This is a genomic window from Streptococcus infantarius subsp. infantarius ATCC BAA-102, assembly GCF_000154985.1.
Classification (GTDB): domain Bacteria; phylum Bacillota; class Bacilli; order Lactobacillales; family Streptococcaceae; genus Streptococcus; species Streptococcus infantarius.
Genome location: NZ_DS572684.1, coordinates 33,338 through 58,834 on the forward strand (window position 1 = coordinate 33,338; position 25,497 = coordinate 58,834).

Sequence of the window (25,497 nt, forward strand, 5' to 3'; positions counted from 1 at the left end):
ATAAGTATGGAATTAGTACGTGAAAAAGAATTTGTCAACCAATACCATTATGATGCAAGAAATCTTGAATGGGAAAAAGAAAATGGTACACCGAAGACTAATTTTGAAGTCACATTTCAATTAGTGAAAAAAGACACAGACAATAATCAAACAACAATCGTTTCTGTTTTACAATTTATGGTCGTAAAACAAGAGTTTGTCATTAGCGGTGTTGTTTCACAAATGGTTCACATTCAAAATCGTATTGTCAATGAACCAAGTGAATTCACTAAGGACGAAGTTGAATATTTGGCAGCGCCTTTACTTGATATTGTGCAACGCCTAACATACGAAGTAACCGAAATTGCCCTCGATCGTCCAGGGGTTAAATTGGAGTTTAGAAGTTAATGAAATTAGCAGTTATAACAGATACAACCGCAGTTTTGTCAGATGACCTTAAGGCAAAAGAAAATCTTTTTGTCTTAGATATCCCAATCATGATTGGTGGTATTTCTTACGTTGAAGGTAAAGACTTGAGCCTTGATGATTTTTACAGAAAAATGGCTATGTCACCAACCTTACCTAAGACAAGCCAACCAAGTCTAGCAAAATTAGATGAAATTTTGACACAACTTTCAACTGAAGGCTATACACACGTTGTAGGATTGTTTTTGTCATCAGGCATTTCAGGATTTTGGCAGAATATTCAATTCTTAATTGAAGATTATCCTGAATTAATGATTGCATTTCCAGATAGTAAAATCACTTCAGCACCATTAGGTAGCATGGTTAAAAACACACTTAATTGGGCTGAAAATGGTCTTTCATTTGATGATATTTTGGCTAAATTGCAAAAGCAAATCGATGGAACAGGTGCCTTTATCATGGTTGATGATTTAAATCACTTGGTAAAAGGTGGACGTTTGTCAAATGGTTCAGCTTTGATTGGTAACTTGCTTAGCATCAAACCAATTCTTTATTTTAATGACGAAGGTGTTATTGAAGTTTATGAAAAAGTGCGAACTGAGAAAAAAGCTATCAAACGTCTTGTTGATGTTTTGTCTGACGTGACTGAAAATGGAGAATACGAAGTTTTCATCATTCATTCTCGCGCAGAAGAAAAAGCTCAATATTTCTATCAAGCTTTGGCTGAAAGAGGTCAAACGAAGAATCTTGAAATCGTATCATTTGATGGCGTAATTGCTACTCATTTAGGGGAAGGTGCCGTTGCATTTGGTTTCACACCAATTGTCTAAGTGCTAGAGAGGAAAAGAAAAACATGAGTATTAAAGTTATCGTAGCAGGTTTTAAAGGGAGAATGGGTTCAGCAGCAGTTAACATGGTTAAGGGAGATGACGATTTAACCTTAGCAGCTTTGCTTGATCCATTTGCAACAGAAAAAGAAATTGATGGCGTCCCAGTATTCACTGATAAATCACAACTAGTTGGTTTTGATGCTGATGTGTGGGTTGATTTTACAATGCCAGCTGTTGCTTATGAAAACACTCGTTTTGCTTTAAAAAATGGCTTTGCTCCAGTTGTTGGGACAACAGGATTTTCTGAAGACGAAATTACCGAATTGATTGCTCTTTCTGAAGAAAAAAAAACAGGTGGTTTGATTGCTCCAAACTTTGCAATTGGTGCTATTTTACTCATGGAATTTGCCGCTAAGGCTGCCAAATATTTTCCGGACCTTGAAATCATTGAACTACATCATGACAATAAGAAAGATGCTCCTTCAGGTACAGCTGTGAAAACAGCGGAATTGATTCGTGAAGTTCGTCAACCTAAAAAACAAGGGGTTGCAGATGAAGTTGAAACGTTAAAAGGAGCGCGCGGGGCTGATTTTGATGGTATGCGTATCCATAGTGTTCGTTTACCTGGCTTGGTTGCGCACCAAGAAGTTATTTTCGGTGCCCAAGGTGAGGGATTGACACTTCGTCATGATTCTTATGATCGTATTTCGTTTATGAGTGGTGTTAATATTGGAATTAAAGCAGTTGTCAAACGAGATAAGCTCGTTTATGGTTTGGAAAAATTACTATGAAATTAAACAATCTGCCTTCTGAATTTCAGGAGGCTTTACCAATCTTGAAAAAAATTCGTGAAGCAGGCTATGAGGCATACTTCGTTGGCGGTAGCGTTCGAGATGTCTTACTAAATCGCCCAATTCACGATGTCGATATTGCAACAAGTTCTTACCCAGAAGAAACAAAAAGTATTTTTCACCGTACCGTTGATATTGGGATTGAGCATGGGACTGTGCTTGTTCTTGAAGAAGGTGGTGAGTATGAAATCACTACTTTCCGTACGGAAGATGTTTATGTAGATTATCGTAGACCAAGTAGCGTATCTTTTGTTCGCTCACTTGAAGAGGACTTAAAACGTCGTGACTTTACGGTAAATGCTTTTGCACTTGATGAAACAGGTTTGATTATTGATAAATTTAATGGCTTAGCTGACCTGAAAGCCAAATTGTTACGTGCGGTTGGAAATCCAGCTGAGCGTTTTAATGAAGATGCCCTTCGCATCATGCGTGGTTTCCGTTTTTCAGCTAGTCTTGATTTTGATATTGAACCTGAGACTTTTGCTGCCATGGCAGCACATGCGCCCTTACTGGAAAAAATTTCAGTAGAGCGCTCTTTTATTGAATTTGACAAATTATTGATGGCACCTTTCTGGCGTAAAGGGATTAAAGCCATGATTGCAAGTGAAGCTCAAAAATACCTTCCTCATCTTGAGAATGCTCATGATCATTTGCAACAATTCTTAGATGATTTGGCAGACGATTATCACTTTAAAACATCAGAACAAGCTTGGGCAGCTTTGCTATTAGCATTGGATGTCAAAGATGTTCGTGCCTTTTTGCGAGCTTGGAAAACATCAAGTCAATTCCAAAAAGATGTTGAAAAGATTGTGTCAATCTATCGTTTCCGTTTGACAAATGAGCTTGATAAGATGGAAATGTATTGCTATGGTTGTAATCTTATCGAACAAGCAGAAGACCTTCGTTTAGGTTTTGGTCTACCAGTTGATTTTGCGACGATTGAGCGCTTGGATAAGGAATTAACCATTCATGACAAACATGAGATTGTGGTCAACGGTGGTATGCTGATTAAAGAAATGCAGTTTAAACCAGGACCTGAGCTTGGTCAAATCCTAAAAGCAATCGAACAACATATTGTCCTTGGTGAGCTTGCCAATGATAAAGAAGCTATTTTTGAATTTATTAGAAAGGAAAGTAAATGAGCGATTTTATCGTAGAACACTTAACGAAATCCGTTGGTGACAAGACAGTATTTAGTGATATTTCCTTTATTATTCATGATTTTGATCGTATCGGGATTATTGGGGTTAACGGAACTGGTAAGACAACCCTTTTAGATGTTATTTCGGGACGTCTTGGTTTTGATGGTGATGTGTCGCCGTTTTCAGCTAAGAATGGATATAAAATTGCCTATTTGACGCAAGAACCTGAATTCGATGATAACAAAACGATTTTGGATACAGTTTTGTCATCGGATTTGCGTGAAATGACTTTGATTAAGACTTATGAAACTTTGATGGCTAATTATGATGAAGCCAATCAAGATAAGCTTGAAAAAGTTATAGCAGAAATGGATTCGCTTGACGCTTGGGCTATCGAGAGCGAAGTGAAGACAGTTTTAACAAAACTAGGTCTAGAAGATTTGTCACAAAAAGTTGGTGACTTGTCTGGTGGGCTTCGTCGTCGTGTTCAGTTAGCGCAAGTTTTGTTGAATGATGCTGATTTGCTTCTGTTGGACGAACCGACTAACCATTTGGACATTGATACCATCGCTTGGTTGACGAATTACTTGAAAACTTCTAAAAAGACAGTTCTCTTCATCACCCACGACCGTTATTTCTTAGATAATGTCGCAACCCGTATCTTTGAGTTGGCTAATAGTCAATTGACAGAATACCAAGGAAATTATCAGGATTGTGTGCGTTTGCGTGCGGAGCAAGATGAGCGTGATGCGGCTACGCTTCATAAAAAGAAACAACTTTATAAGCAAGAGTTGGCTTGGATGCGTACGCAACCACAAGCGCGTGCGACAAAACAACAAGCGCGTATCAATCGTTTCAATGATTTGAAAGCTGATTTGTCTGGAACGACTCAATCAACAGAGCTGGAAATCAATTTTGAAACAAGTCGTATCGGGAAAAAAGTAATTAATTTTGAAAATGTGTCTTTTGCTTTTCCGGATAAACAAATTTTGACTGACTTTAACCTTTTGGTGCAAAATAAAGACCGCATTGGTATCGTTGGTGATAATGGTGTCGGAAAATCTACGCTTCTTAATTTGATTAATGGTGATTTGCAACCAATAAGCGGAAAACTTGAAATTGGTGAAACAGTTCGCATTGGTTACTTTTCACAGTTGCCAAAAGACATGGACGAAGACAAACGTGTCATCAATTATTTGCAAGAAGTAGCAGATGAAGTTAAGACAAGTGTCGGAACAACAAGTGTGACGGATTTGTTAGAACAATTCCTTTTCCCACGTTCGACTCATGGAACATTGATTTCAAAATTATCTGGTGGTGAGAAAAAACGTCTTTACCTTTTGAAGATTTTGATTGAAAAACCAAACGTTCTGCTTCTTGACGAACCAACCAATGACCTTGATATCGCAACTTTAACAGTTCTTGAAAGTTTCTTACAAACTTTCCAAGGCCCCGTTATCACTGTTAGTCACGACCGTTATTTTCTTGACAAAGTGGCTAATAAAATTTTAGCTTTTGAAAATGGTCATGTGCGAGAATTTTTTGGTAACTACACCGATTATCTTGATGAAAAAGCATTTGAAGAAAATGCGGTAGTTCAAGTTAAGAAAGAAGCACAACAAAAGACAGAAAAAGAGAAAACGAAGAAAAAACGTATGTCTTACTTTGAAAAACAAGAGTGGGAAGTCATCGAAGATGAAATCGCCAAGCTTGAAGAAGACATCGAATCTATCGAAGCTCAAATGCAAGAAAATGCCAGCGATTATGGCAAACTAGCTGAGCTTCAACGTTCATTGGATGAAGCCAATGAAAACTTACTTGAAAAATACGAAAGATATGAATACCTAAGTGACTTAGCAGAATAAGCAAGGTCACTTCTTTCATATAAACATTAGAAAGGAAGACTATGAAACTCATTTGGACTTATTTGAAAAGATATCCCAAATGGCTAGTTCTCGATGTTATTGGGGCGCTTACCTTTGTAGTGGTTAACTTAGGCTTACCAACAGCTCTTGCTCGAATGATTGACCAAGGGGTTACAGTTGGAAATAAGGATAAGGTTTATTTCTGGGCACTGGTTATGCTGGTTGTCATCATCTTGGGGATGATCGGACGTGTGATTCTTGCTTATGCAGCAGGAAAAATTACCACAAACATGATTAAGGATATGCGTAATGACATGTATGATAAGTTACAGCAATATTCACATCAAGAATATGAACAAATCGGTGTGTCTTCCTTGGTAACACGGATGACCAGTGATGCTTTTATCTTGATGCAGTTTGCTGAGCAGACGTTACGTATGGGAGTCATTACACCTTTGATGATGATTTCTAGTGTGGTGATGATTTTAGTAACCAGTCCAACACTTGCTTGGATTGTAGCAGTTGCTATTCCATTTTTGGTTCTGGTTGTTTACTATGTGGCAACTCGTACGCGTCCTTTATCAGAAAAACAACAATCAACTCTTGATAAAATCAACCAATATGTTCGTGAAAATTTAACTGGTTTACGTGTCATTCGTGCTTTTGCGAGAGAAGATTTTCAAGAACAGCGTTTTGGTAGCAAAAACGATGAATATAAAGACTTATCAAGCCGCTTATTTATTTTAACTGGTTTGACTGAACCACTCTTTGTTCTAATCATTATTTCAATGATTGTTGCTATTGTTTGGTTTGCTTTGAACCCATTGGCACATGGTGAGTTACAAATCGGTAACTTGGTAGCCTTTATTGAATATAGTTTCCACGCCTTATTCTCATTTCTTTTGTTTGCCAATTTCTTTACCATGTATCCTCGTATGGTGGTTTCAAGCGAACGTATTTCGGAAGTTATGGCGATGCCAATTTCCATTGACCCTAATGATGATGGTGTGACTGAGACAGCTACAAAAGGTTATTTGGAATTTGACAAGGTAACCTTTGCTTACCCAGGTGAAACGGAAAGCCCAGTATTAAAAGACATTTCCTTTAAGGCAAAACCTGGTGAAACCATTGCCTTTATCGGGTCTACGGGTTCTGGTAAGTCATCACTGGTTAACTTGATTCCACGTTTTTATGACGTGACGCTTGGTAAGATTTTGGTTGATGGCGTTGATGTTAGGGATTATCAACTGAAAGCACTTCGTCAAAAGATTGGCTTTATTCCGCAAAAAGCTCTGCTATTTACAGGAACCATCGAAGAAAACTTGAAGTATGGTAAGTCTGATGCGACAAGTGAGGAATTGCAAGCGGCAGCTGATATCGCACAAGCTAAAGAATTTATCGAAAGTCGTGATGAGCGCTATCAAACACATTTGGCTGAAGGCGGAAGTAATTTGTCTGGTGGGCAAAAGCAACGTTTGTCAATTGCGCGTGCAGTGGTTAAGAAACCAGACATCTATATCTTTGATGATTCTTTCTCAGCGCTTGATTATAAGACAGATGCTCAGTTGCGTGCTCGATTGAAAGAAGTGACGCAAGAAGCGACTGTTTTGATTGTGGCGCAACGTGTGGGAACTATCATGGATGCCGATCAAATCATTGTGCTTGATAAAGGTGAAATTGTTGGGCGCGGCACACATGATGAACTGATGCAATCAAATGACATCTATCGTGAAATTGCCAACTCACAATTGAACAAAGCAGAAGAAATGAAAGGAGAATAAGAATGTCCAAACGAAATGTTTTTCTACGTTTATGGGATTATCTCCGACAATATAAAGGTGCACTTTTCTTAGCTGTTTTTCTAAAAATCTTTAGTAGTGTCATGAGTGTACTTGAGCCATTTGTGCTTGGTCTTGCTATCACAGAATTGACATCAAATCTTTTGGATATGGCTAACGGTGTGGCTGGAGCACACATTAATATTTCTTACATTGCCATTATTTTGGTGCTCTACTTTGTCCGAGGTATGGGGTATGAGCTAAGTAGTTATGGTTCAAACTTTTTCATTACCAAAGCGGTGCAAAAGAGCATTCATGATTTACGTCATGATTTAAGTGAAAAAATTAATAAGATTCCAGTTTCTTATTTTGATAGTCAACAATTTGGTAATGTTTTGGGACGTTTTACGTCAGATGTGGAAACAGTATCAAATGCTCTTCAACAAAGTTTCCTTCGAATCATTGAAGCTTTCACAACGATTACTTTAGTTATTTGCATGGTGCTTTATCTTAATTGGCATCTTGCCTTGGTTGTCATTGCCATTATTCCAATCACTTACTTCAGTGCTAAATTTATCTTGGGCAAATCACAACCTTACTTTAAGGAACAAGCTGACGCTCTTGGGGATATGAATGGTTTTGTTCAGGAAAATCTATCTGGTTTTAATGTCATTAAACTTTATGGTCGTGAAGACATTTCTAGCCAAGAGTTCCGTGAGATTACTCAGAATTTACAAGAAGTTGGCTTTAAAGCTAGTTTCATTTCCGGGATTATGATGCCAGTTTTAAGTGCGATTTCGGATATGGCTTACCTGATTATTGCGGTTTTGGGTGCTTTACAAGTTCTTTCAGGTCAACTGACTGTTGGTAATATGCAAGCTTTTGTTCAATATGTATGGCAAGTGAGTCAACCGGTTCAAACTATTACTCAATTGGCTAGTGTGCTTCAAAGTGCTAAATCATCACTTGACCGTATTTTTGAAGTTCTTGATGAGCCAGAAGAAGCAGCACAAGTAACTGAAAAACTAGAACATGACCTGTCTGGTCAAGTAACCTTTGAAAATGTATCCTTCCAATATGTTGCTGATAAACCATTGATTCGTAACTTTAACTTAGAGGTTAAACCTGGTGAAATGGTTGCCATTGTTGGACCAACCGGTGCTGGTAAGACAACGCTAATTAATCTTTTGATGCGATTTTACGATGTAACGGATGGTTGCATTAAGGTCGATGGTCACGATATTCGTAATTTGTCACGCCAAGATTATCGCAAACAATTTGGAATGGTCTTACAAGATGCTTGGCTTTATGAAGCAAGTATCAAAGAAAACCTTCGTTTTGGGAATTTGAATGCGACAGATGAGGAAATTGTGGCAGCAGCAAAAGCTGCTAATGTTGATCACTTTATCCGCACTCTTCCAGGCGGCTACAACATGGAAATGAACCAAGAATCAAGCAATGTCTCACTTGGTCAAAAACAACTCTTGACCATTGCGCGTGCTTTGTTAGCTGATCCTAAGATCTTGATTTTGGATGAAGCAACTTCATCTGTAGATACGCGTCTTGAGTTATTGATTCAAAAAGCTATGGAAAAATTGATGGAAGGTCGCACAAGCTTTGTGATTGCTCACCGTCTATCAACCATTCAAGATGCTGATAAAATCTTGGTGCTTAACAATGGTCAGATTGTTGAGCAAGGAAACCATGAAAGCCTTCTAGCCGCTAAAGGTTTCTATTACGATTTATATAATAGTCAATTTGCTAAAAACAATTAGCCATTGAATATCTTTCATAAAGATGATATGATTATTAAGTAATAATAACGATGTTTGGGAAAAGCCATCGCTAAAAAAAACCAGCCTAATGACTGAAATTAGCGCCCCTGTGGATTCCCATAGGGACTTTTTCTTTGCCCAGATATCTTAGAAAAGAGATATTGAAATGAAACGTCAATCAGCACTTGTCGTCTTTAGTGGCGGACAAGATTCCACAACTTGCCTATTTTGGGCTTTAGAGCATTATGAACATGTCGAAACAGTGACTTTTAATTATGGTCAACGTCACAGTCTTGAAATCGAAGTTGCCAAACATATTGCTGCTGAGCAAGGTGTTAAAAATCACTTGCTTGATATGTCATTGCTAGGGCAATTAACTGAAAATGCATTGACACGTGATATTGAGATTGAAAATCCTGATGATGATTTGCCAAATACTTTTGTTGATGGACGCAATCATTTGTTCTTATCATTTGCTGCGGTGCTAGCCAAACGTCTTGGTATTACAGATATTATTACTGGGGTGTGTGAAACAGACTTCTCAGGATATCCTGATTGTCGGGACGCTTTTGTCAAATCACTAAATGTCACTTTAAATCTTGCTATGAATTACAATTTTGTGATTCATACACCATTGATGTGGCTTGATAAGTCTGAAACTTGGGAGTTGGCCGATCAACTTGGAAAATTTGATTATGTTCGTGAAAATACTTTTACTTGCTATAATGGCATTAAAGGCAGCGGTTGTGGAGAGTGTCCTGCTTGTAAACTTCGTCAAGCTGGTCTGGAAAAATATTTAGCTAGAAGAGGGAAATAATGTTTTCAGTACCAAGGTAAAGACATGATTGATTTACTTCAACCACGTTATCTTGAGGTTTGGGGAAAATTCACTCCACGTGGTGGCTTGTCAATTGATCCGTATTTTAACTACGGAAAACCTGGTACCAAGTATGAAAAAATGGCAGATTATCGTTTGATGAACCATGACTTGTATCCAGAAAACATTGATAATCGTTAAAAAATAACCCTCGGATTTTTCCGAGGGTTTTGTTGATTATAATTTAAATGAAAAACTAATACCAGAAACGCCGACAGTCATTAGAAGAAGACCAGCCAAACGACCGATAAAAATAGCTGACAAAGTTGGATTAAATAGGAGGAATAATCCCAGAAGAATGGCGAGAACTGCTGAACTTAAGAAACGATTGGCATCAAAGAATCCAGCTTTTTTCATTTGAAAACCACCAATCAAACGTAAGATACCACTAATTAAAATCCAATAAGCAGCGATGGTCATGACTGCACTTGATAGAGACATAACTGAGCTTGATAGCAGGATGATTCCAAAAACAATGGACAAAATACCTTGTAGCAAGTACCAAAGTGAACGATTAACTCTACTTGAATACATAAAGAGGCTTGTGAAGCCAGACAAGAAAATAATAATGGCGATAATCCAACCAATCATGGCTGTAGTCGTGAAGGGATGAATAAAGAGAAAAAGTCCGATAAGTAGGGCGATAATCCCTGACCAAAGTGATAAACCTTTCATAATGTTACCTCCTATATTGTCACCTTAATCATACCACAAATCATGAAAAAAAGATTGTTAGAAGTTATAGCTTAAAGAGTTAGAAAAAAAACTAAGTGACATAAGATGTAACGTTTTATAACATCAAAATGAAAGTTTTTTTAAAAAGATACTGTAAATGCTTGACAGAAATATTCAGAAAATTTATAATATTTAATGTAATACAAAATTACAATCTCGTTTATGGAGGACATATATATGACAACAGGTAAAGAGTATGTAGCTGGCGTCTTTGAAAAGGTGAAAGCTCTTAATTCTCATGAGCCCGAATTTCTACAAGCTGTAGAAGAAGTGTTTGAATCACTGGTTCCAGTGTTTGATAAATATCCTAAATACGTTGAAGAAAATCTTCTTGAACGTTTGGTAGAACCTGAACGCATTGTTTCTTTCCGTGTTCCTTGGGTTGATGACAAAGGTCAAGTTCAAGTGAACCGTGGTTTCCGTGTTCAGTTCTCATCTGCGATTGGTCCTTACAAAGGTGGTCTTCGTTTCCACCCATCAGTAAACCAATCAATCATCAAATTCCTTGGATTTGAACAAATCTTTAAAAACTCACTTACTGGTCAACCAATCGGTGGTGGTAAAGGTGGTTCTAACTTTGATCCTAAAGGTAAATCAGATAACGAAATCATGCGTTTCTGTCAAAGCTTTATGACTGAGTTGAGCAAACACATCGGTGCTGACACTGACGTTCCAGCTGGTGATATCGGCGTTGGTGGACGTGAAATTGGTTATCTTTACGGTCAATACAAACGTCTTCGTAATGAATACACAGGAGTTCTTACTGGTAAAGGACTTACTTACGGTGGTTCTCTTGCACGTACAGAAGCAACTGGTTACGGTGCTGTTTACTTTGCTGAACAAATGCTTAAAGCTCGCGGCGAAGATTTCGCTGGCAAAGTAGCTCTTGTATCAGGTTCAGGTAACGTTGCTATTTACGCAACTGAAAAACTTCAATCACTTGGTGCTAAAGTTGTTGCTGTTTCAGACTCATCAGGTTACGTTTATGACCCAGAAGGTATTGATGTTCCACTTCTTAAACAATTGAAAGAAGTTGAACGTGCTCGTATCGTGAAATACGCTGAAGCTCGTCCAAGTGCAACTTTCACACCTGCTAACGAAGGGACTATCTGGTCAATCAAAGCAGACCTTGCTTTCCCATGTGCTACACAAAATGAAATCAATGCTGAACAAGCTAAAATGCTTGTTGACAATGGTGTCATTGCTGTTACTGAAGGTGCAAACATGCCTTCAACATTGGAAGCTATCGAAGTCTTCCAAAAAGCTGGTGTTTCATTTGGTCCTGCCAAAGCAGCCAACGCTGGTGGTGTAGCTGTTTCAGCCCTTGAAATGGCACAAAATAGCCAACGTACACCTTGGACTTTCGAAGAAGTAGATGCCAAACTTTACAACATCATGAAAGGCATTTACGAAAATGCAGCAGCTGCAGCCAAAGAATTTGATGCAGAAGGTAACCTTGTTGTTGGTGCCAATATTGCTGGATTCCTTAAAGTTGCTGATGCGATGTCAGCACAAGGTATTGTTTAACATATTACCTTAGAACCGTACAGACGGATTCAACAAGCCATTTTGTCTTAAATTAATTCTCTAATATCAAATAACCGAATAGAGCTCACCTAGGTGGGCTCTTTTGGTTGCTTGAAAAATTTGCTATAATATTTCTATCGAAAGAGAGGTCTTCTTATGATTGAAGTGAGAGAAGTAACTGTTAAAGATGCTAAAAATCTGCTTGAATTCTGTAATCAGGTTGGTTCAGAGATAGATAATCTTTCTTATGGCAGTGAAGGGATGGGACTTTCTGTTGCTGAGGAAGAGAAAATCTTAGCAAAATTTCAAAATGCCAAGATATGTCATTTTTTATTAGCTGAAGAAAATGGCCAAATTTTTGAAACATGCAATTGTAGAAGTTTTCGAAAAAAACGTTTGTCACACCGTGCAGAAATTGGAATTGCAGTTAAAAAAGCCTATTGGAATAAAGGCATTGGGCGTAAACTCTTAACACGCTTAATTGATCTTAGTCGACAATCAGGTCTTAAAATTCTCTCACTTGAGGTTCGTACGGATAATAAGGGAGCTATTCACCTCTATGAAAGTTTAGGTTTTCGTAGGATTAGAACCTTTGAAGGCTTTATGGAAATTGATGGCAAGTCTATCGATTTTGACATTATGGAATTATTTTTGGAGAAATCATGATTAAAGAAATTGTAAAAGATACCTTTTTCTTGGCGCAAAAATCGCAAGAAGCTACAAAAGAGGATTTGTATCTAGCTCAAGATTTGCAGGATACCTTAAATGCGAATCGTGATAATTGCATTGGAATGGCAGCGAATATAATTGGTGTTAAAAAACGCGTGATTATTGTCAATATGGGCTTGGCAGATTTGGTGATGTTTAATCCAGTTATGACGAACAAATCTCTTCCTTTTGACACTGAAGAGTCTTGTCTATCACTTTTAGGGTCTCGTCCAACACGACGTTACCAAAAAATCGATGTTACTTTTATGGACAAGAATTGGAATAAACAAAGCTTAACATTAACTGGTTTAGCAGCACAAATCTGCCAGCATGAACTAGACCACTTAGAAGGTATTATCATCTAGAAAAGTTGTTAATGCAGCTTTTCTTTTTTTATTGGTCAAAAAAATAATTTCCATGAGAACTTTTTTCTTGACATTAGTTCTCATAAGAACTACAATATATTTTACAAGAATAAATCTTGAAAATTTTCAGAAAGTGAGGAAAAGATGCGAGACAAAGATCCCTTTTCACAATTTAGATACTTTATTAATTTGATGGAGAATCGGGTACATGAGCTCGGTGAGCAGCATGGTGTTGAAAATCTCGCTGGTCCGCAGGGTTTTGCAGTTCTTTATTTACGTGAAAATGAAGACAAGGAAGTTTTCATCAAGGACATTGAACGTAAGCTTAAGATTTCAAAATCTGTGACCAGTAATTTGATTAAGCGAATGGAGAAGAATGGCTTTATTGAGGTGGTTCCGTCAGAGGTTGATAAGCGTTATAAGCGTGTCGTCTTGACTGAGCTAGGCAAAGCAAAATCCAAAGACATCGATGCTTTTCATACTGCTATTCATAAACAAATTTTTGATGGTATTAGCCGTGAAGAACTAGAAATTTCTGGTCGTGTCTTTGATCGCATTTTGAAAAACTTAGAAAACAAGGAGTAACGCATGTTAAAAATTTTTAAACGTTTAACGGCAAAAGAAATCATTATGATTATTATTGCCGTCTTATTTGTGTGTTTGAATGTTTTCTTGGATTTAAAAATTCCAGATTACATGTCTGATATCACATCCTTGCTCTCGACTCAAGGAACAAAAGCAAAAGATATTTTTGCTTGGAATCTTGATGCCCCAGGTATGCGTATGGTCTTGCTTTCTTTAGGAAGTTTTGCAGCCTCTGTAGTTGTCGGATTCTTAGCCGCACGTATTGCAGCAAGTTTCAGTACGCGTTTGCGTGATGATATTTTCCATAGTGTTTTGGACTTTTCGGATGCGGAAATCAAGAAATTTTCAATTCCAAGTCTTTTGACACGTACAACAAATGACATTACTCAAATTCAGTTGGTCTTTACCACGGGACTTCAAGTTATTACCAAAGGACCAATTATGGCAATCTGGGCAATCACTAAGATTGCTGATAAAAACCATGAGTGGTTGATGGTGCTGGTTGTAGCAGTGGCTGTCATGATTTTGATGTTGATTTTCTTGATCATGATGGTAATGCCAAAACAACGCATGATTCAAAAATTGACTGATAAATTGAACAGTATCACGCGTGAATCATTGACCGGTATCCGTGTTGTCCGTGCTTACAATGCCGAAAGTTATCAAAATGGTAAATTTGCTAAAGCTAATGATAACGTGACAAACTTTAACCTCTTTATCAACCGTTCAATGGCTTTGATGTCGCCAGTCATGACAAGTATTTCAAGTGGAATGACTTTGGCCATTTATTGGATCGGTGCCTTCTTGATTGAAGATATTGCTATTCCAAAAGATCCAACTAAAATTGCTGGTGCCATGCAAGATAAGGTAAATATCTTCTCAGATATGGTGGTTTATTCATCATATGCCATGCAAGTTGTTATTGGCTTTATGATGATGATTATCGTTTTCTTCATTCTTCCTCGTGCAGTTGTTGCTGCTGGTCGTATTAATGAAGTCTTGGATACAAAACCATCTGTTATTTATCCTGAAGAAAGTAAAGTTCAGCCGGTCGAAAAAGGTTCTGTTGAATTCAACGATGTATCTTTCCGCTACAGTGATCATTCGGAAGCTGTTTTGGAACATGTTTCCTTCAAAGCTAAAGCAGGTGATACAGTTGCCTTTATCGGATCAACTGGTTCTGGGAAATCAACTTTGGTTAACTTGATTCCTCGTTTTTACGATGCAAGCGAAGGAACAATCAAGGTAGATGGTGTTGATGTTCGTGATTACGATCATGATACCCTTCATAAGATTGTTGGTTACATTCCGCAAAAAGCTGTGCTCTTTAGTGGAGACATTGCTTCAAATATGGACATGGGTGACAGCAATAGTTCACCGCTTGATGATGACAAGATGTGGGAAGCACTTGATTTGGCACAAGGTAAAGATTTCGTTGAAAGTAAAGAAGGTCAATTGAAAGCCCAAGTCTCTCAAGGTGGTCAAAACTTCTCAGGTGGTCAAAAACAACGCTTAGCGATTGCGCGTGCACTTGCCCGTAAACCGGAAATTATCATCTTTGATGATTCATTCTCAGCGCTTGATTATAAGACTGACCGAATCCTTCGTTCTCAATTGAAAGAACGTACAGCTGACATGACTAAGTTGATTGTTGCCCAACGTATTTCAACAATCATGGATGCCGATCAAATCTTGGTCTTGGATGAAGGTAAAGTGGTTGGTCAAGGTACTCACGAAGAATTGCTTGCAAATAATGAAGTTTATCGTGAAATTGCCTACTCACAATTATCTAAGGAGGAATTAGAAAATGGAAAATAAGAAAAAAGTATCCTTCTATGGCAGAATGAAGCCATACATTAAAGGTTTTCAATTTCCATTTATCCTTGCGGTAATTGGAGCCATAATCTCAGCGACTGTTACTGTTATCGGTCCTGATAAATTAAAAGAAATTACAAATATCATTATGAAAGGTTTGACACCAACGGCGACTGGTATGATTCCAGGAATCGACTTGGATAAAGTTGGTAAAATTGCATTAACTTTGGCAATTTTATACGTTATTTCAGCAGTAGTTGGTTATATTCAAAGCTTTACCGTAGCGACTATCGTTCAACGTTTTTCACAACGTTTACGTAAAGCTATTCAGACCAAAATTAACAAGGTTCCATTGAGTTACTTTGATAGTCATTCACAAGGAGATACCCTTTCTCGTGTGACAAATGACGTTGACTTGCTTGGTCAATCGCTTAACCAAAGTTTGGGAACTTTAGTGACATCAACCATTTTATTGATTGGTTCAATTTTCATGATGTTCCATTCAAATGTCAGCATGGCTTTAACAGCGATTGGGTCTGTTCTGATTGGTTTTGTTTTGGTTATGGTTATCATGGGCTCATCACAACCATTGTTCAAACGCCAACAAAATAACTTGGCTGCGATTAACGGTTATGTTGAAGAAATTTACTCTGGTCATAATGTGGTAACAAGTTATAACGCTGCTGGTGAAACAAGCGAAACCTTTAAAAAATTAAACACCAATCTTTATAAATCAATGTGGCAATCACAGTTCTTGTCAGGTATTATGATGCCGCTTATGATTTTCGTTGGGAACTTTGGTTATGTTATGGTCTGTGTGGTTGGTGCTGTTAAAGTTATCAATGGTGATATTACCATGGGTGATGTGGTTGCATTTATGATTTATGTTCGTATCTTCTCACAACCATTGTCACAAATTGCGCAAGCTTTCACACAAATGCAATCAGCAACAGCTGCTATGAGCCGAGTCTTTGAATTTCTTGAAGAAGAGGAAATGGAAGATGAATCACACAAAGAACGTCAATTGTCTGATGTTAAAGGTGAAGTTACCTTTGATAATGTCTTCTTTGGTTATTCTAAAGATAAAACCATTATCCATGATTTCTCTGCCGTGGCAAAACCTGGTCAAAAGGTTGCTATCGTTGGACCAACTGGTGCTGGTAAGACAACCATTGTTAACCTTCTTATGAAATTCTATGAAATTGATAAAGGTCAAATTGCTATCGATGGTGTTGACACATGTTTGATGTCACGAGAAGAAGTCCATGACCAATTCTCAATGGTGCTTCAGGATACTTGGCTCTTTGAAGGAACAATCAAAGAAAACTTGATTTATAACCAAGAAAATATCACTGATGAACAAGTAGTAGCAGCAGCTAAAGCAGTTGGTGTTCACCACTTTATCATGACGCTTCCTGATGGCTATGACACATACCTTGATGATTCTGTTACCCTTTCAATCGGTCAAAAACAACTCTTGACCATTGCGCGTGCCCTCTTGAAAGATGCTCCGCTTCTTATTCTAGATGAAGCAACATCATCAGTCGATACACGTACAGAAGAGTTGATTCAAAAAGCCATGGATAAATTGATGGAAGGTCGCACATCATTTGTGATTGCCCACCGTTTATCAACGATCAAGAATGCTGATTTAATCCTTGTCATGAAAGATGGTAACATCATTGAACAAGGTAGTCATGATGAATTGATGACAGAAGGTGGCTTCTATGCTGACCTTTACAATTCACAATTTGAAGTAGCCTAAAAAAGAGACCTAGTGGTCTTCTTTTTTGATAGAAAGTTTGATTCATCCTTATTTTAAAATAATTTGCTATAATGACAATGACATATAGTTAGGAAAAATTATGACAGAATCTATATATGGAAAATACGCTGATTACCTGCCATTGATTTTAGAAGACTTTAGTCAGCGTATTCAAGAAAGAAATGACCTGGTCAAAAAAGAGACGGGTTACAAGTTATTTGAGCATTTGATTTCACGTGTTAAAACACCTGAAAGTATGGTCGAAAAGTGCCAACGAAAAGGCTTTGAAGTGTCGACGGAGTCAGCTTTACGACAAATTCGTGACAGTATCGGTTTACGTATTGTTTGTGGCTTTGTTGATGATATTTACCGTTTGGTAGATGTAATTCATTCTTTTGAAGATTGCAGGATTGTCGTTGAAAAAGACTACATCAAAAATGCCAAACCAAATGGTTATCGTTCTTATCACATGATTGTAGAGGTTGAGACCCCTTATCCTGATTGTCTTGGAAATGAGCAGGGCTCATACTTTATTGAAATTCAGCTTCGTACCATTGCTATGGATTCTTGGGCGAGTTTGGAACATCAGATGAAATACAAGCATGACATCAAAGACCCTAAGCGTATCGTACGTGAGCTGAAACGCTGCGCTGATGAATTGGCTTCTTGTGATTTGAGCATGCAAACCATTCGCAATTTGATTCAGGAAAGTTCTCAGGTTGAAGGAGACGACTAATTATGAAAGTACTTATAGCAGAAGACGAAGTTCAGATGAACCGTGTGTTGACAACCGCTCTTAAACATGAAGGGTATGAGGTTGATTCGGTTTTTGATGGACAAGCAGCTGTTGATAAAGCTAAAGAAAACGCCTATGATGTTATGGTCATGGACATTATGATGCCAAGAAAAACAGGGATTCAAGCTGTGCAAGAAATTCGTCAAACCGGTAATCAATCTCACATCATCATGCTAACAGCCATGGCTGAAATTGATGACCGTGTGACAGGGCTTGATGCAGGAGCGGATGATTATCTTACTAAACCATTTTCGCTAAAAGAATTGCTTGCGCGCCTTCGCTCGATGTCACGCCGAGTGGATACCAATTTTACGTCAAATATTTTAAAACTAGGTAGCGTTACTCTAAATGTTGGTGAGCAGGAATTGGCTAGTCAAAATACCATCCGCCTAGCAGGGAAAGAAGCTAAGATGCTTGAGTTTTTCATGTTAAACCCTGGCAAGAAACTCTCAACAGAGCAGCTTTTCAATCACGTCTGGGCAAGTGATAAGGATGACCCAGAGATTGATGAGGGTTATGTCTTTATTTATGTCTCTTATCTCCGTCAAAAACTCCAATCCGTGGGAGCAAATCTTGTGATTGAAGGAGAAGACATGGGTGATTATGAATTGAAAGAATTATAGGTGGCGCTATGTTTCGTAAACTTCGTCTACGTTTTATTGCTACTGCCTCTTTAGCGATTCTAATTGTGCTGTTTTCTGTTGTTGGGGTTTTGAATTCAGCTCGTCATGTTCAAACTGTTGATGAGATTAATAAAATCTTGACTCTCCTTTCTGATAATGGTGGAAGTTTTCCTAGCATTTCAAAGACAACAAGTGAGCTTGGTGACACTGTATCAGTAGACACTCTTTTTCAATATCGTTATTTTAGTGCTAAAATGGACCACGACGGCAATATCATCTCCTTAAATTCTAGTAATATTTCTGATTTGACGGACCAAGAAGTCAAAGAATTTTTGGAAAGAATCAATCATTCTAAGGATACGAGAGGGGATTTTTCTTACCACCACCACACTTATTCTTACATGGTAGCTGAGACTAGTCGTCGTAGCGATTTAATCGTGGTACTAGATTCGACTAATCAATTTAGAGATAATATGGCTTTGGTGCATTTGTCGATTTGGATGTCAGGGATTAGTTTTATTTTCTTTGTTTTAGTGATTTCAATTGTGTCTGGTAAGGTGATTAAGCCATTTATTCGCAATTATGAGCGGCAACGTCGTTTTATTACCAATGCAGGGCATGAATTGAAAACGCCTCTTGCTATCATTTCAGCTAACAATGAACTGGTTGAGTTGATGAATGGTGAGTCAGAGTGGACTAAAAGCACTAATGATCAAGTGGAACGAATGACTGGTTTGATTAATAGCTTAGTTGCCATGGCACGCTTGGAAGAACAGCCTGAGTTGGTCCTTACTAATGTGAATTTTTCAGATATTGCTAGAGATGCTGCCGAAGACTTTAAAGGGCCAGTTATCAAGGATGGCAAAGAATTCGTTATGGATATTCAGCCAAATATTCATGTTAAGGCTGAAGAAAAATCGTTGTTTGAACTTGTAACACTTTTGGTTGATAATGCCAATAAATATTGTGATCCAGCTGGTAAGGTTTCGGTGACTCTTAGCAAGAACAGATTGTCAAAAGCTAAACTTGAAATTTCTAATACCTACACCAAAGGAAAAGACGTTGATTATACGAAATTCTTTGAGCGTTTTTACCGAGAAGATGAATCGCATAACAACAAGACTTCGGGTTATGGCATTGGTTTATCAATGGCACAAACCATGGTCAAACTTTTCAAGGGCAATATCTCTGTAAATTATAAAGACGATACCATCACATTTGTGGTTAGTTTGTAAATAATGACAAACAAAAAGGCAGCAAATCTTGCTGCCTTAATTTTTTATGCTTTATAACCAGATAAGCGTTTGACTTGTTCGGTGCTTTCATTTGGTCCATAGTTGTTTGGAAAACGGTCGAGTTTTGCGATGGTATCAAGGTCATTTTGGCTGAGTTCAAAATCAAAAACGTTAAAGTTTTGTCTGATACGATCTAGGTGAACAGATTTTGGAATGGTCAAAATATCATTTTGAATTTGCCAGCGAAGAATGACTTGAGCAACGGTTTTACCATATTTTTCAGCAATGCTATTTAAGGTAAGATCCTTGAAGATATCATCCTTTCCTTGGTTAAATGGACTCCAAGCTTGTGTTGCAATACCAAATTCTGCATTAGCCTTACGAAGTAAGTTTTGTTGTTTGTAAGGATGAAGTTCAATCTGGTTGAGGGCTGGAACAATTTCAGTATTTAAGGCAAAATCAGCGATGCGTCCAGTTGAGAAATTGGAAACACCGATTGCTCGAATGCGACCTTCTTTATAAAGGTCAGTCATAGCACGCCAAGCGCCATAAGTATCACCGTATGGTTGGTGAATGAGATAGAGGTCAAGGTAATCAGTACCAAGTTTTTTAAGACTTTCTTCAAAAGCTTTTTTGGTTTCGTCATAGCCAAGCTGATTAATCCAAGCTTTTGTAGTGATGAAAATCTCTTCTCGTTTGGTACCTGAAGCTTTAATGGCATTGCCGACAGCCTCTTCATTACGATAAAGCGCAGCTGTGTCAATCAGGCGATAGCCCACTTCAAGAGCATTTTCCACGGCTTTTTGACATTCATCTTGGTCAAACATTTGCCAAACACCAAAGCCGAGTTTGGGGATTTGAACACCGTTGTTTAAGGTTTTAAATTCCATAAGCGTCCTCCTTTTTTCTTTATTCTAGCATAAAAGGCTTACAAGCTTAAAAGATAAGACTTGAACTAGAAAAGTTGACTCTTGTCTGAGAATTCTTTTAAGCTGAGTTTGATTTCATTGATGAAACTTGCTCCGATATCAGAGAGTTTTTTCTTACGATTAGTCACATAACCTAGTGTGTGTTTAGGACTATTTTGCAAAGGTATGAGAACAATCTGGTCTTTAACAAAACTATTAACAATGCCAAGACCTGAAGCGTAAGCGTCTGTTGCACAGAGTAAATTCATGACAGTTCCACGGTCATTGCTGTAGAGAATGCGTTGTTGGTCATGAATATCAAGAGCATCTTCATCAAAATTCAGTCCAGAATGTTCTTGACGAAAGCGTATTTGATTATAGCCTTTTAAGTCTGTTTCTGAAATGACAGATTTGTGAGCCAATGGATGATCACGGCGTAAAAAGACACGCGTTGGAAATTCGCCAAGCGAGGTAAATTCCAAATCATGATATTGCAAAGCTGATGTTAAAATATGTTCATTCTCATCATCTAGGTAAATAATCCCAAGGTCAGCTTCAAAAGAAGCGACACTGTCCAAGACTTTTTTAGTGGTCGTTTCAATGGTTTGAAATTCCTGATAATCCTGCTTGAATTCTTGGGCGACTTTAGCAAGAGGAATCGAGAGAAAATCATAGTGGTGTGAGGCAACCGTAAAGCTTTTTTTGAATTCGTCATGATAGCGTTGCTGCAGCAAATCCAATTCACCAATGATACGCTTAGCATATTTCAAAAAATCATGACCGTCTTCGGTTAAGCGAGCCCCTGTATTGGAGCGCGTGAAGAGTTGAACACCTAATTCATTTTCTAAATCTTTAATTGAGCAAGACAAGTTGGGCTGAGTCATGTATAATTCCTTAGCAGCTTGGCTAAATGAGCCTACACGAGCGACGACTTCGACATAACGACATTGTTGGAAATTCATAAAACATCATCCCTTCTTGTAATAATTGTTACTTATTATAGATAAAAAAGATTAAAAAATCAGCAAAATTCTGATAAGAATATCTAAAGCCTTGATAAAAAAATCCTATAGCGGGTGATAAATGACCTTAATTATTACTTGATTTTATGGCTAGTGATAAAAAGAATAGATTTTTCTAAAGTAGCATAAGCTGTTACAATAAGCTTAGAAAGCTACTCGGAGGTGAGGTGTCAATGCTCTTAACAGAAAAGCACTTAAGAAATAGCTCAATTGCTGTTACAATTATTCTTGTCATATCTCTTCTTATTTTTTTAAAATTTTCTTCCTTTAAAGCCTATCAAACTAATAAAGAATCATCTCAAATTCGAAAGGAAGACATTATTCGCATTAATAGTCTAAAGAGTTTGACACATTTACCTTATGAGTAAAAAGAAAGCTGAGAAAAGTTTCTTAGCTTTCTTTTTTTGGCTTTTTGTTATCATAACTCATTTTTATGGCTGAGCATAAATAAAATAGATTTTTCAAGACTTCTAAAGCGTGATAGTATAATTGCCATACCAAATGAAAAGGAGATTACGCTAATGACAACAAAGAGAGAATGGGTTTTAAAAGCATTTAAAAATGAAACAGTTGACAAGGTTCCAGTCGGCTTCTGGTATCACTTTACAACTGATGAGGAACGAAGTGATGGTTTTAATCCAGAAATTTTTAATAAAAATATTGCTGGTCACAAAAAATTTGTCGCTGACGTTAATCCTGATTTTGTCAAAATCATGAGTGATGGTTTCTTCACTTATCCAAACGAACAAATTCGTGAAGGAATTACTTCCATTAAAGAACTCAAAGGTATCACATCAATCGGTGAAAATCATCCATGGATTGAAAAGCAAATTGAGCTCGCTAAAAAAATCCGTGACGATTTTCCTGAAGATATTGCCTCTTTTTATAATATTTTTGCCCCCGCGACTTATCTCAAATGGCATCTCGCAGGAAAAGGTGGTAATGGTGATACGATTATCGAAAATTTTATCAAAGAAGATGCTGAATTGACAAAACAAGTTTTGGATGTGATTGCTTTTGATATCGGAGTTTTGACAAAACGCTTAATTGAAGAAGCTGGGGTTGATGGCATTTATCTCAGTGTTCAGAATTTGCAGGATTCACGTTTGAGTCATGGCGAATACGATCACGTGATTAAACCGAGTGAACTCCATATTTTGCATCGTGCTATTTCAGCAGGTGGAACAAACATTCTTCATATCTGCGGTTATGAAGGGGCTACCAATGATATTTCTTACTATACAGATTATCCAGCAGATGTCATTAATTGGGCGATTGAATTGGAAGGTGTTAGTCTAGCAAAAGGGCGTCAGCTATTTGGTGGCAAAACTGTTCTTGGTGGTTTTAACAATACAGAGTCGGGTCTTTTGTATAAAGGTAGTAAAGAAGCCATTCAAGCAAGAGTCAGAGAATTGCTTAATGAAACTGGACATCAAGGCGTGGTTATCGGAGCTGATTGCACAGTTCCAAGTGATATTGCATCAGAGCGTATTGCTTGGGTCAAAGAAGCCGTCGCAGATGAACTTGTTCTCAAAGAAGCAGTCGGATTTTAGAGATTTCGGAAATCAAGGAAAGTTTTAGGTAAAAAGAAAAGGAGTGGGGTATATGAGTAAGAAAAAATGGATTATTTCAGGTGGAGTTGTTTTAGCGATTGTGGCAGCGACAGTTGTGGGACGTCAATTAACAGGTAAGACATCAGCAAGTGCAGACAGTTCACAATCAAGTTCTGATAAAGTGACGACCTTACAAGTCGCTCACACTCAAAACTATGTCCCTTATGACTTTGTTAATGATAAAGGGGAAAGTGATGGATTTGAAGTTGCGGTCTTAAAAGCCGTAGATGATAAATTAAAAAATTATAAATTTGAATACACTGGGACAAGTGATGAAGATTTGTTAATCGGACTTGAATCTGGCAAGTACGACATCGGAGTCAAAGGTGCTTGGTACACTGAAGAACGCGCCCAAAAATTTGTTATTCCTGACCAAGCTATCGGAGCTAGTGTGATTGGCTTTGCTGTTCGAAAAGCTGACGAAAACAAATATAAAGATATTGATTCCTTTGCTAAAGCAGGTGGTAAATTAGTTCCAATCTCACCACAAAACGCACAGTATAATGTTATTCAAGAATACAACAAAAAAGCTAAACACCCGATTGAACTCAAAGAATCTGAAAGCTTCTCAGTTGCTGACGCATATGCTTGGGTTCTTGAAGGTCGTTACGATGCTTATTTCTCAATTAAATTGTCATTTGAAGAAGCCGTCCAAAAAGAAGACGGTGCTTATCATCAATACGCTGATCAATTGACATGGTTCCCATATAAGGGAATTGAAACTTACCCATTGATTCATAAAAATGATACTAATAAAGCATTTGCAAAAGAATACGATAAAGCCATCAAGGAATTGCAAAAAGATGGCACAATCGCTAAACTTTCAAGAAAAATACTTTGGAGAAGATGTCTTTAGTTATGTAACAGATTAGGAGGTACCTATGGTTTCTTATGAACCGTCTCGTGTAATAAGAGTAATTCCAGATATTTTATCAGCTCTACCTCTTACCTTATGGGTCTTGGCATTAACTGTTTTGTTAGGAAGTTTATTAGGTTTCTTGTTAGCTTATGCACAACTATCAGACGAACATGGCTTTTCCGTTTTAGCTAGAGGCTATGTCTTTATACTAAGATGTACACCACCAATTGTTCTTATCTTCCTTGTTTTTTATGGTTTACCTCGTTTTTTAGAATGGTGGTTAGGGATTGATGTAAATGGCTGGTCACGTTCGATATTTGTGATTTTAGCAATGACTTTGCTCTTTGCGGCAAGTATTTCAGAAGTCTTTAAATCTTCGTATTTAGCCTTGCCAAAAGGTCAACTAGAAGCTGGTCTTAGTATTGGTTTAAGTGAGCCGCAGACTTTTGTGCGTATTCTTTTGCCACAAGCTTTCAGAATTGCCCTTCCTAACATCACTAGTGCGGTGATTAATTTATTAAAAGATATTGCACTTGCCTATACGATTGGTTTGGTGGATTTGATGGGTGAAGGCAACCTCATCATTTCTAGAAATATGGGCAATTATTCATTAGAAACTTACACAGCGGTTGCCGTTATTTATTGGATTTTAGCACTGATATTATCTGTAGTGACTCATATTGTCGAAAATCAATTGGAAACAAAAGGGGGCTAAGGAGGAGATTATGGATTTTTCTTATATTGTTGAAACATTTGTTAAAGCCCTTGCTGGTATTCCAGTGACGCTTGGCATTATGGTGGTTTCCATTTTGTTGAGCTTTTTCCCAGCTCTTTTCTTGGCAATTGGTCGTATCTATAAGGTAAAAGGTGTAACTACTTTTTCAGTGATATACCTTGCTTTTATCCGCTCTACGCCAGCTATTTTATTAATTTTATTCTTTTATAGTTTATTTCCTAGTTTATTAAACCAATTTTTAAAAGCTCTTGGCATCAATATTTTTGAGTTAAATCCGATTTATTATGCCTATGTTATCTTTGGACTTATGACAACTGGGAGTCTTTCAGAAATTATTCGCTCTGCAATTTTGACGGTTAATAAGGGGCAGTTAGAGGCAGCTCTTGCGATCGGTTTGACGGCAAAGCAGGCTTATCTGAGAATTGTCTTTCCCCAAGCCATTCGTCAGGCATTGCCAAATCTCTGTAATTTGGTGATTAATCTTGTCAAAGGTACCTCTCTTGTTTTTGTGATGACAGTGAAAGATATTACAGCGATAGCGAAAGTGGAGGCGGCTTATGGTTATCATTATTTTGAATCTTATTTTGTTATTTTCATTATCTACATTGTTATATGTGGAGTGATTCAGTACATCTTTAAATTTCTGGAAAAACAAAGCCAACTGGTGGGATAATGTGAGGAG

At 37.6% G+C, this 25,497-nt stretch carries 23 protein-coding genes and 2 pseudogenes; 22 read left to right on the forward strand and 3 right to left on the reverse strand.

The window, feature by feature from the left end; translation table 11 throughout:
- The first annotated feature begins 6 nt into the window (after window positions 1-6).
- From STRINF_RS01445 to STRINF_RS01485, 9 genes and pseudogenes are all read left to right on the forward strand, one after another.
- Window positions 7-387 (forward strand): DUF1149 family protein, encoded by a 381-nt coding sequence (locus STRINF_RS01445; protein ID WP_006531236.1) that lies wholly within the window; start codon window positions 7-9, stop codon window positions 385-387.
- Complete coding sequence (locus STRINF_RS01450; RefSeq protein WP_006531237.1) at window positions 387-1,235, forward strand: DegV family protein; 849 nt, start codon at window positions 387-389, stop codon at window positions 1,233-1,235. The genes STRINF_RS01445 and STRINF_RS01450 overlap by 1 nt, the downstream gene beginning before the upstream one ends.
- A 23-nt stretch (window positions 1,236-1,258) precedes the next feature.
- On the forward strand, window positions 1,259-2,026 hold the full coding sequence (dapB, locus tag STRINF_RS01455) for a 4-hydroxy-tetrahydrodipicolinate reductase (RefSeq protein ID WP_006531238.1): 768 nt from the start codon (window positions 1,259-1,261) through the stop codon (window positions 2,024-2,026).
- Window positions 2,023-3,228: a CCA tRNA nucleotidyltransferase gene (locus STRINF_RS01460; RefSeq protein ID WP_006531239.1), complete on the forward strand. Its 1,206-nt coding sequence runs from the start codon at window positions 2,023-2,025 to the stop codon at window positions 3,226-3,228. The genes dapB and STRINF_RS01460 overlap by 4 nt, the downstream gene beginning before the upstream one ends.
- On the forward strand, window positions 3,225-5,093 hold the full coding sequence (locus STRINF_RS01465) for an ABC-F family ATP-binding cassette domain-containing protein (protein ID WP_006531240.1): 1,869 nt from the start codon (window positions 3,225-3,227) through the stop codon (window positions 5,091-5,093). Before STRINF_RS01460 ends, STRINF_RS01465 begins: the two co-directional genes overlap by 4 nt.
- 41 nt (window positions 5,094-5,134) lie before the next feature.
- Window positions 5,135-6,874 (forward strand): ABC transporter ATP-binding protein, encoded by a 1,740-nt coding sequence (locus tag STRINF_RS01470; RefSeq protein ID WP_006531241.1) that lies wholly within the window; start codon window positions 5,135-5,137, stop codon window positions 6,872-6,874.
- Window positions 6,875-6,876: 2 nt separating this feature from the next.
- A complete protein-coding gene (locus STRINF_RS01475; protein WP_006531242.1) occupies window positions 6,877-8,646 on the forward strand; it encodes an ABC transporter ATP-binding protein in 1,770 nt (589 codons plus the stop codon).
- Window positions 8,647-8,812: 166 nt separating this feature from the next.
- Entirely contained in the window at window positions 8,813-9,463 is a 651-nt protein-coding gene (gene queC / locus STRINF_RS01480; protein WP_006531243.1) for a 7-cyano-7-deazaguanine synthase QueC, read from the forward strand.
- A pseudogene (locus tag STRINF_RS01485) lies at window positions 9,464-9,664 on the forward strand (preQ(1) synthase); the annotation flags it as partial.
- 36 nt (window positions 9,665-9,700) lie between these two features.
- Here STRINF_RS01485 and STRINF_RS01490 read toward each other — a convergent pair.
- Window positions 9,701-10,198, reverse strand: a complete 498-nt coding sequence (locus STRINF_RS01490; protein ID WP_043878276.1) for a DUF308 domain-containing protein — start codon at window positions 10,196-10,198, stop codon at window positions 9,701-9,703.
- 237 nt (window positions 10,199-10,435) lie between these two features.
- Between STRINF_RS01490 and gdhA the strand changes: the two genes are divergently transcribed.
- From gdhA to STRINF_RS01535, 9 genes are all read left to right on the forward strand, one after another.
- Window positions 10,436-11,785, forward strand: a complete 1,350-nt coding sequence (gdhA, locus tag STRINF_RS01495) for an NADP-specific glutamate dehydrogenase (RefSeq protein WP_043878277.1) — start codon at window positions 10,436-10,438, stop codon at window positions 11,783-11,785.
- A gap of 156 nt (window positions 11,786-11,941) precedes the next feature.
- Window positions 11,942-12,451 (forward strand): GNAT family N-acetyltransferase, encoded by a 510-nt coding sequence (locus tag STRINF_RS01500; RefSeq protein WP_006531248.1) that lies wholly within the window; start codon window positions 11,942-11,944, stop codon window positions 12,449-12,451.
- Complete coding sequence (locus STRINF_RS01505) at window positions 12,448-12,858, forward strand: peptide deformylase (RefSeq protein ID WP_006531249.1); 411 nt, start codon at window positions 12,448-12,450, stop codon at window positions 12,856-12,858. The genes STRINF_RS01500 and STRINF_RS01505 overlap by 4 nt, the downstream gene beginning before the upstream one ends.
- 144 nt (window positions 12,859-13,002) lie before the next feature.
- Window positions 13,003-13,443, forward strand: coding sequence for a MarR family winged helix-turn-helix transcriptional regulator (locus STRINF_RS01510; protein ID WP_006531250.1), 441 nt, complete (start codon window positions 13,003-13,005; stop codon window positions 13,441-13,443).
- Between the two features lie 3 nt (window positions 13,444-13,446).
- Window positions 13,447-15,261, forward strand: a complete 1,815-nt coding sequence (locus STRINF_RS01515) for an ABC transporter ATP-binding protein (RefSeq protein WP_006531251.1) — start codon at window positions 13,447-13,449, stop codon at window positions 15,259-15,261.
- Window positions 15,251-17,023 (forward strand): ABC transporter ATP-binding protein, encoded by a 1,773-nt coding sequence (locus STRINF_RS01520; protein ID WP_006531252.1) that lies wholly within the window; start codon window positions 15,251-15,253, stop codon window positions 17,021-17,023. The genes STRINF_RS01515 and STRINF_RS01520 overlap by 11 nt, the downstream gene beginning before the upstream one ends.
- A gap of 100 nt (window positions 17,024-17,123) precedes the next feature.
- Entirely contained in the window at window positions 17,124-17,759 is a 636-nt protein-coding gene (locus STRINF_RS01525; protein ID WP_006531253.1) for a GTP pyrophosphokinase, read from the forward strand.
- A gap of 2 nt (window positions 17,760-17,761) precedes the next feature.
- On the forward strand, window positions 17,762-18,442 hold the full coding sequence (locus STRINF_RS01530) for a response regulator transcription factor (protein WP_006531254.1): 681 nt from the start codon (window positions 17,762-17,764) through the stop codon (window positions 18,440-18,442).
- A gap of 8 nt (window positions 18,443-18,450) precedes the next feature.
- Window positions 18,451-19,677 carry a sensor histidine kinase gene (locus STRINF_RS01535; protein ID WP_006531255.1) on the forward strand — a complete coding sequence of 409 codons (1,227 nt, stop codon included), beginning with the start codon at window positions 18,451-18,453 and terminating at the stop codon, window positions 19,675-19,677.
- Window positions 19,678-19,721: 44 nt separating this feature from the next.
- Here STRINF_RS01535 and STRINF_RS01540 read toward each other — a convergent pair whose 3' ends face one another.
- Window positions 19,722-20,567 carry an aldo/keto reductase gene (locus tag STRINF_RS01540; protein ID WP_006531256.1) on the reverse strand — a complete coding sequence of 282 codons (846 nt, stop codon included), beginning with the start codon at window positions 20,565-20,567 and terminating at the stop codon, window positions 19,722-19,724.
- 65 nt (window positions 20,568-20,632) lie between these two features.
- The gene (locus STRINF_RS01545) at window positions 20,633-21,547 is read right to left on the reverse strand and encodes a LysR family transcriptional regulator (protein ID WP_006531257.1); all 915 of its coding nucleotides are present in this window, start codon (window positions 21,545-21,547) and stop codon (window positions 20,633-20,635) included.
- Window positions 21,548-22,128: 581 nt separating this feature from the next.
- On the opposite strand from STRINF_RS01545, the gene STRINF_RS01555 reads away from it, so the two are divergent.
- From STRINF_RS01555 to STRINF_RS01570, 4 genes and pseudogenes are all read left to right on the forward strand, one after another.
- On the forward strand, window positions 22,129-23,160 hold the full coding sequence (locus tag STRINF_RS01555) for a uroporphyrinogen decarboxylase family protein (protein WP_043878278.1): 1,032 nt from the start codon (window positions 22,129-22,131) through the stop codon (window positions 23,158-23,160).
- A gap of 52 nt (window positions 23,161-23,212) precedes the next feature.
- Window positions 23,213-24,092, forward strand: a pseudogene (locus tag STRINF_RS01560) (transporter substrate-binding domain-containing protein).
- Window positions 24,093-24,101: 9 nt separating this feature from the next.
- Complete coding sequence (locus tag STRINF_RS01565) at window positions 24,102-24,794, forward strand: amino acid ABC transporter permease (RefSeq protein WP_006531260.1); 693 nt, start codon at window positions 24,102-24,104, stop codon at window positions 24,792-24,794.
- A 10-nt stretch (window positions 24,795-24,804) separates the two neighbouring features.
- On the forward strand, window positions 24,805-25,488 hold the full coding sequence (locus STRINF_RS01570) for an amino acid ABC transporter permease (RefSeq protein ID WP_043878279.1): 684 nt from the start codon (window positions 24,805-24,807) through the stop codon (window positions 25,486-25,488).
- Window positions 25,489-25,497 lie beyond the last annotated feature (9 nt).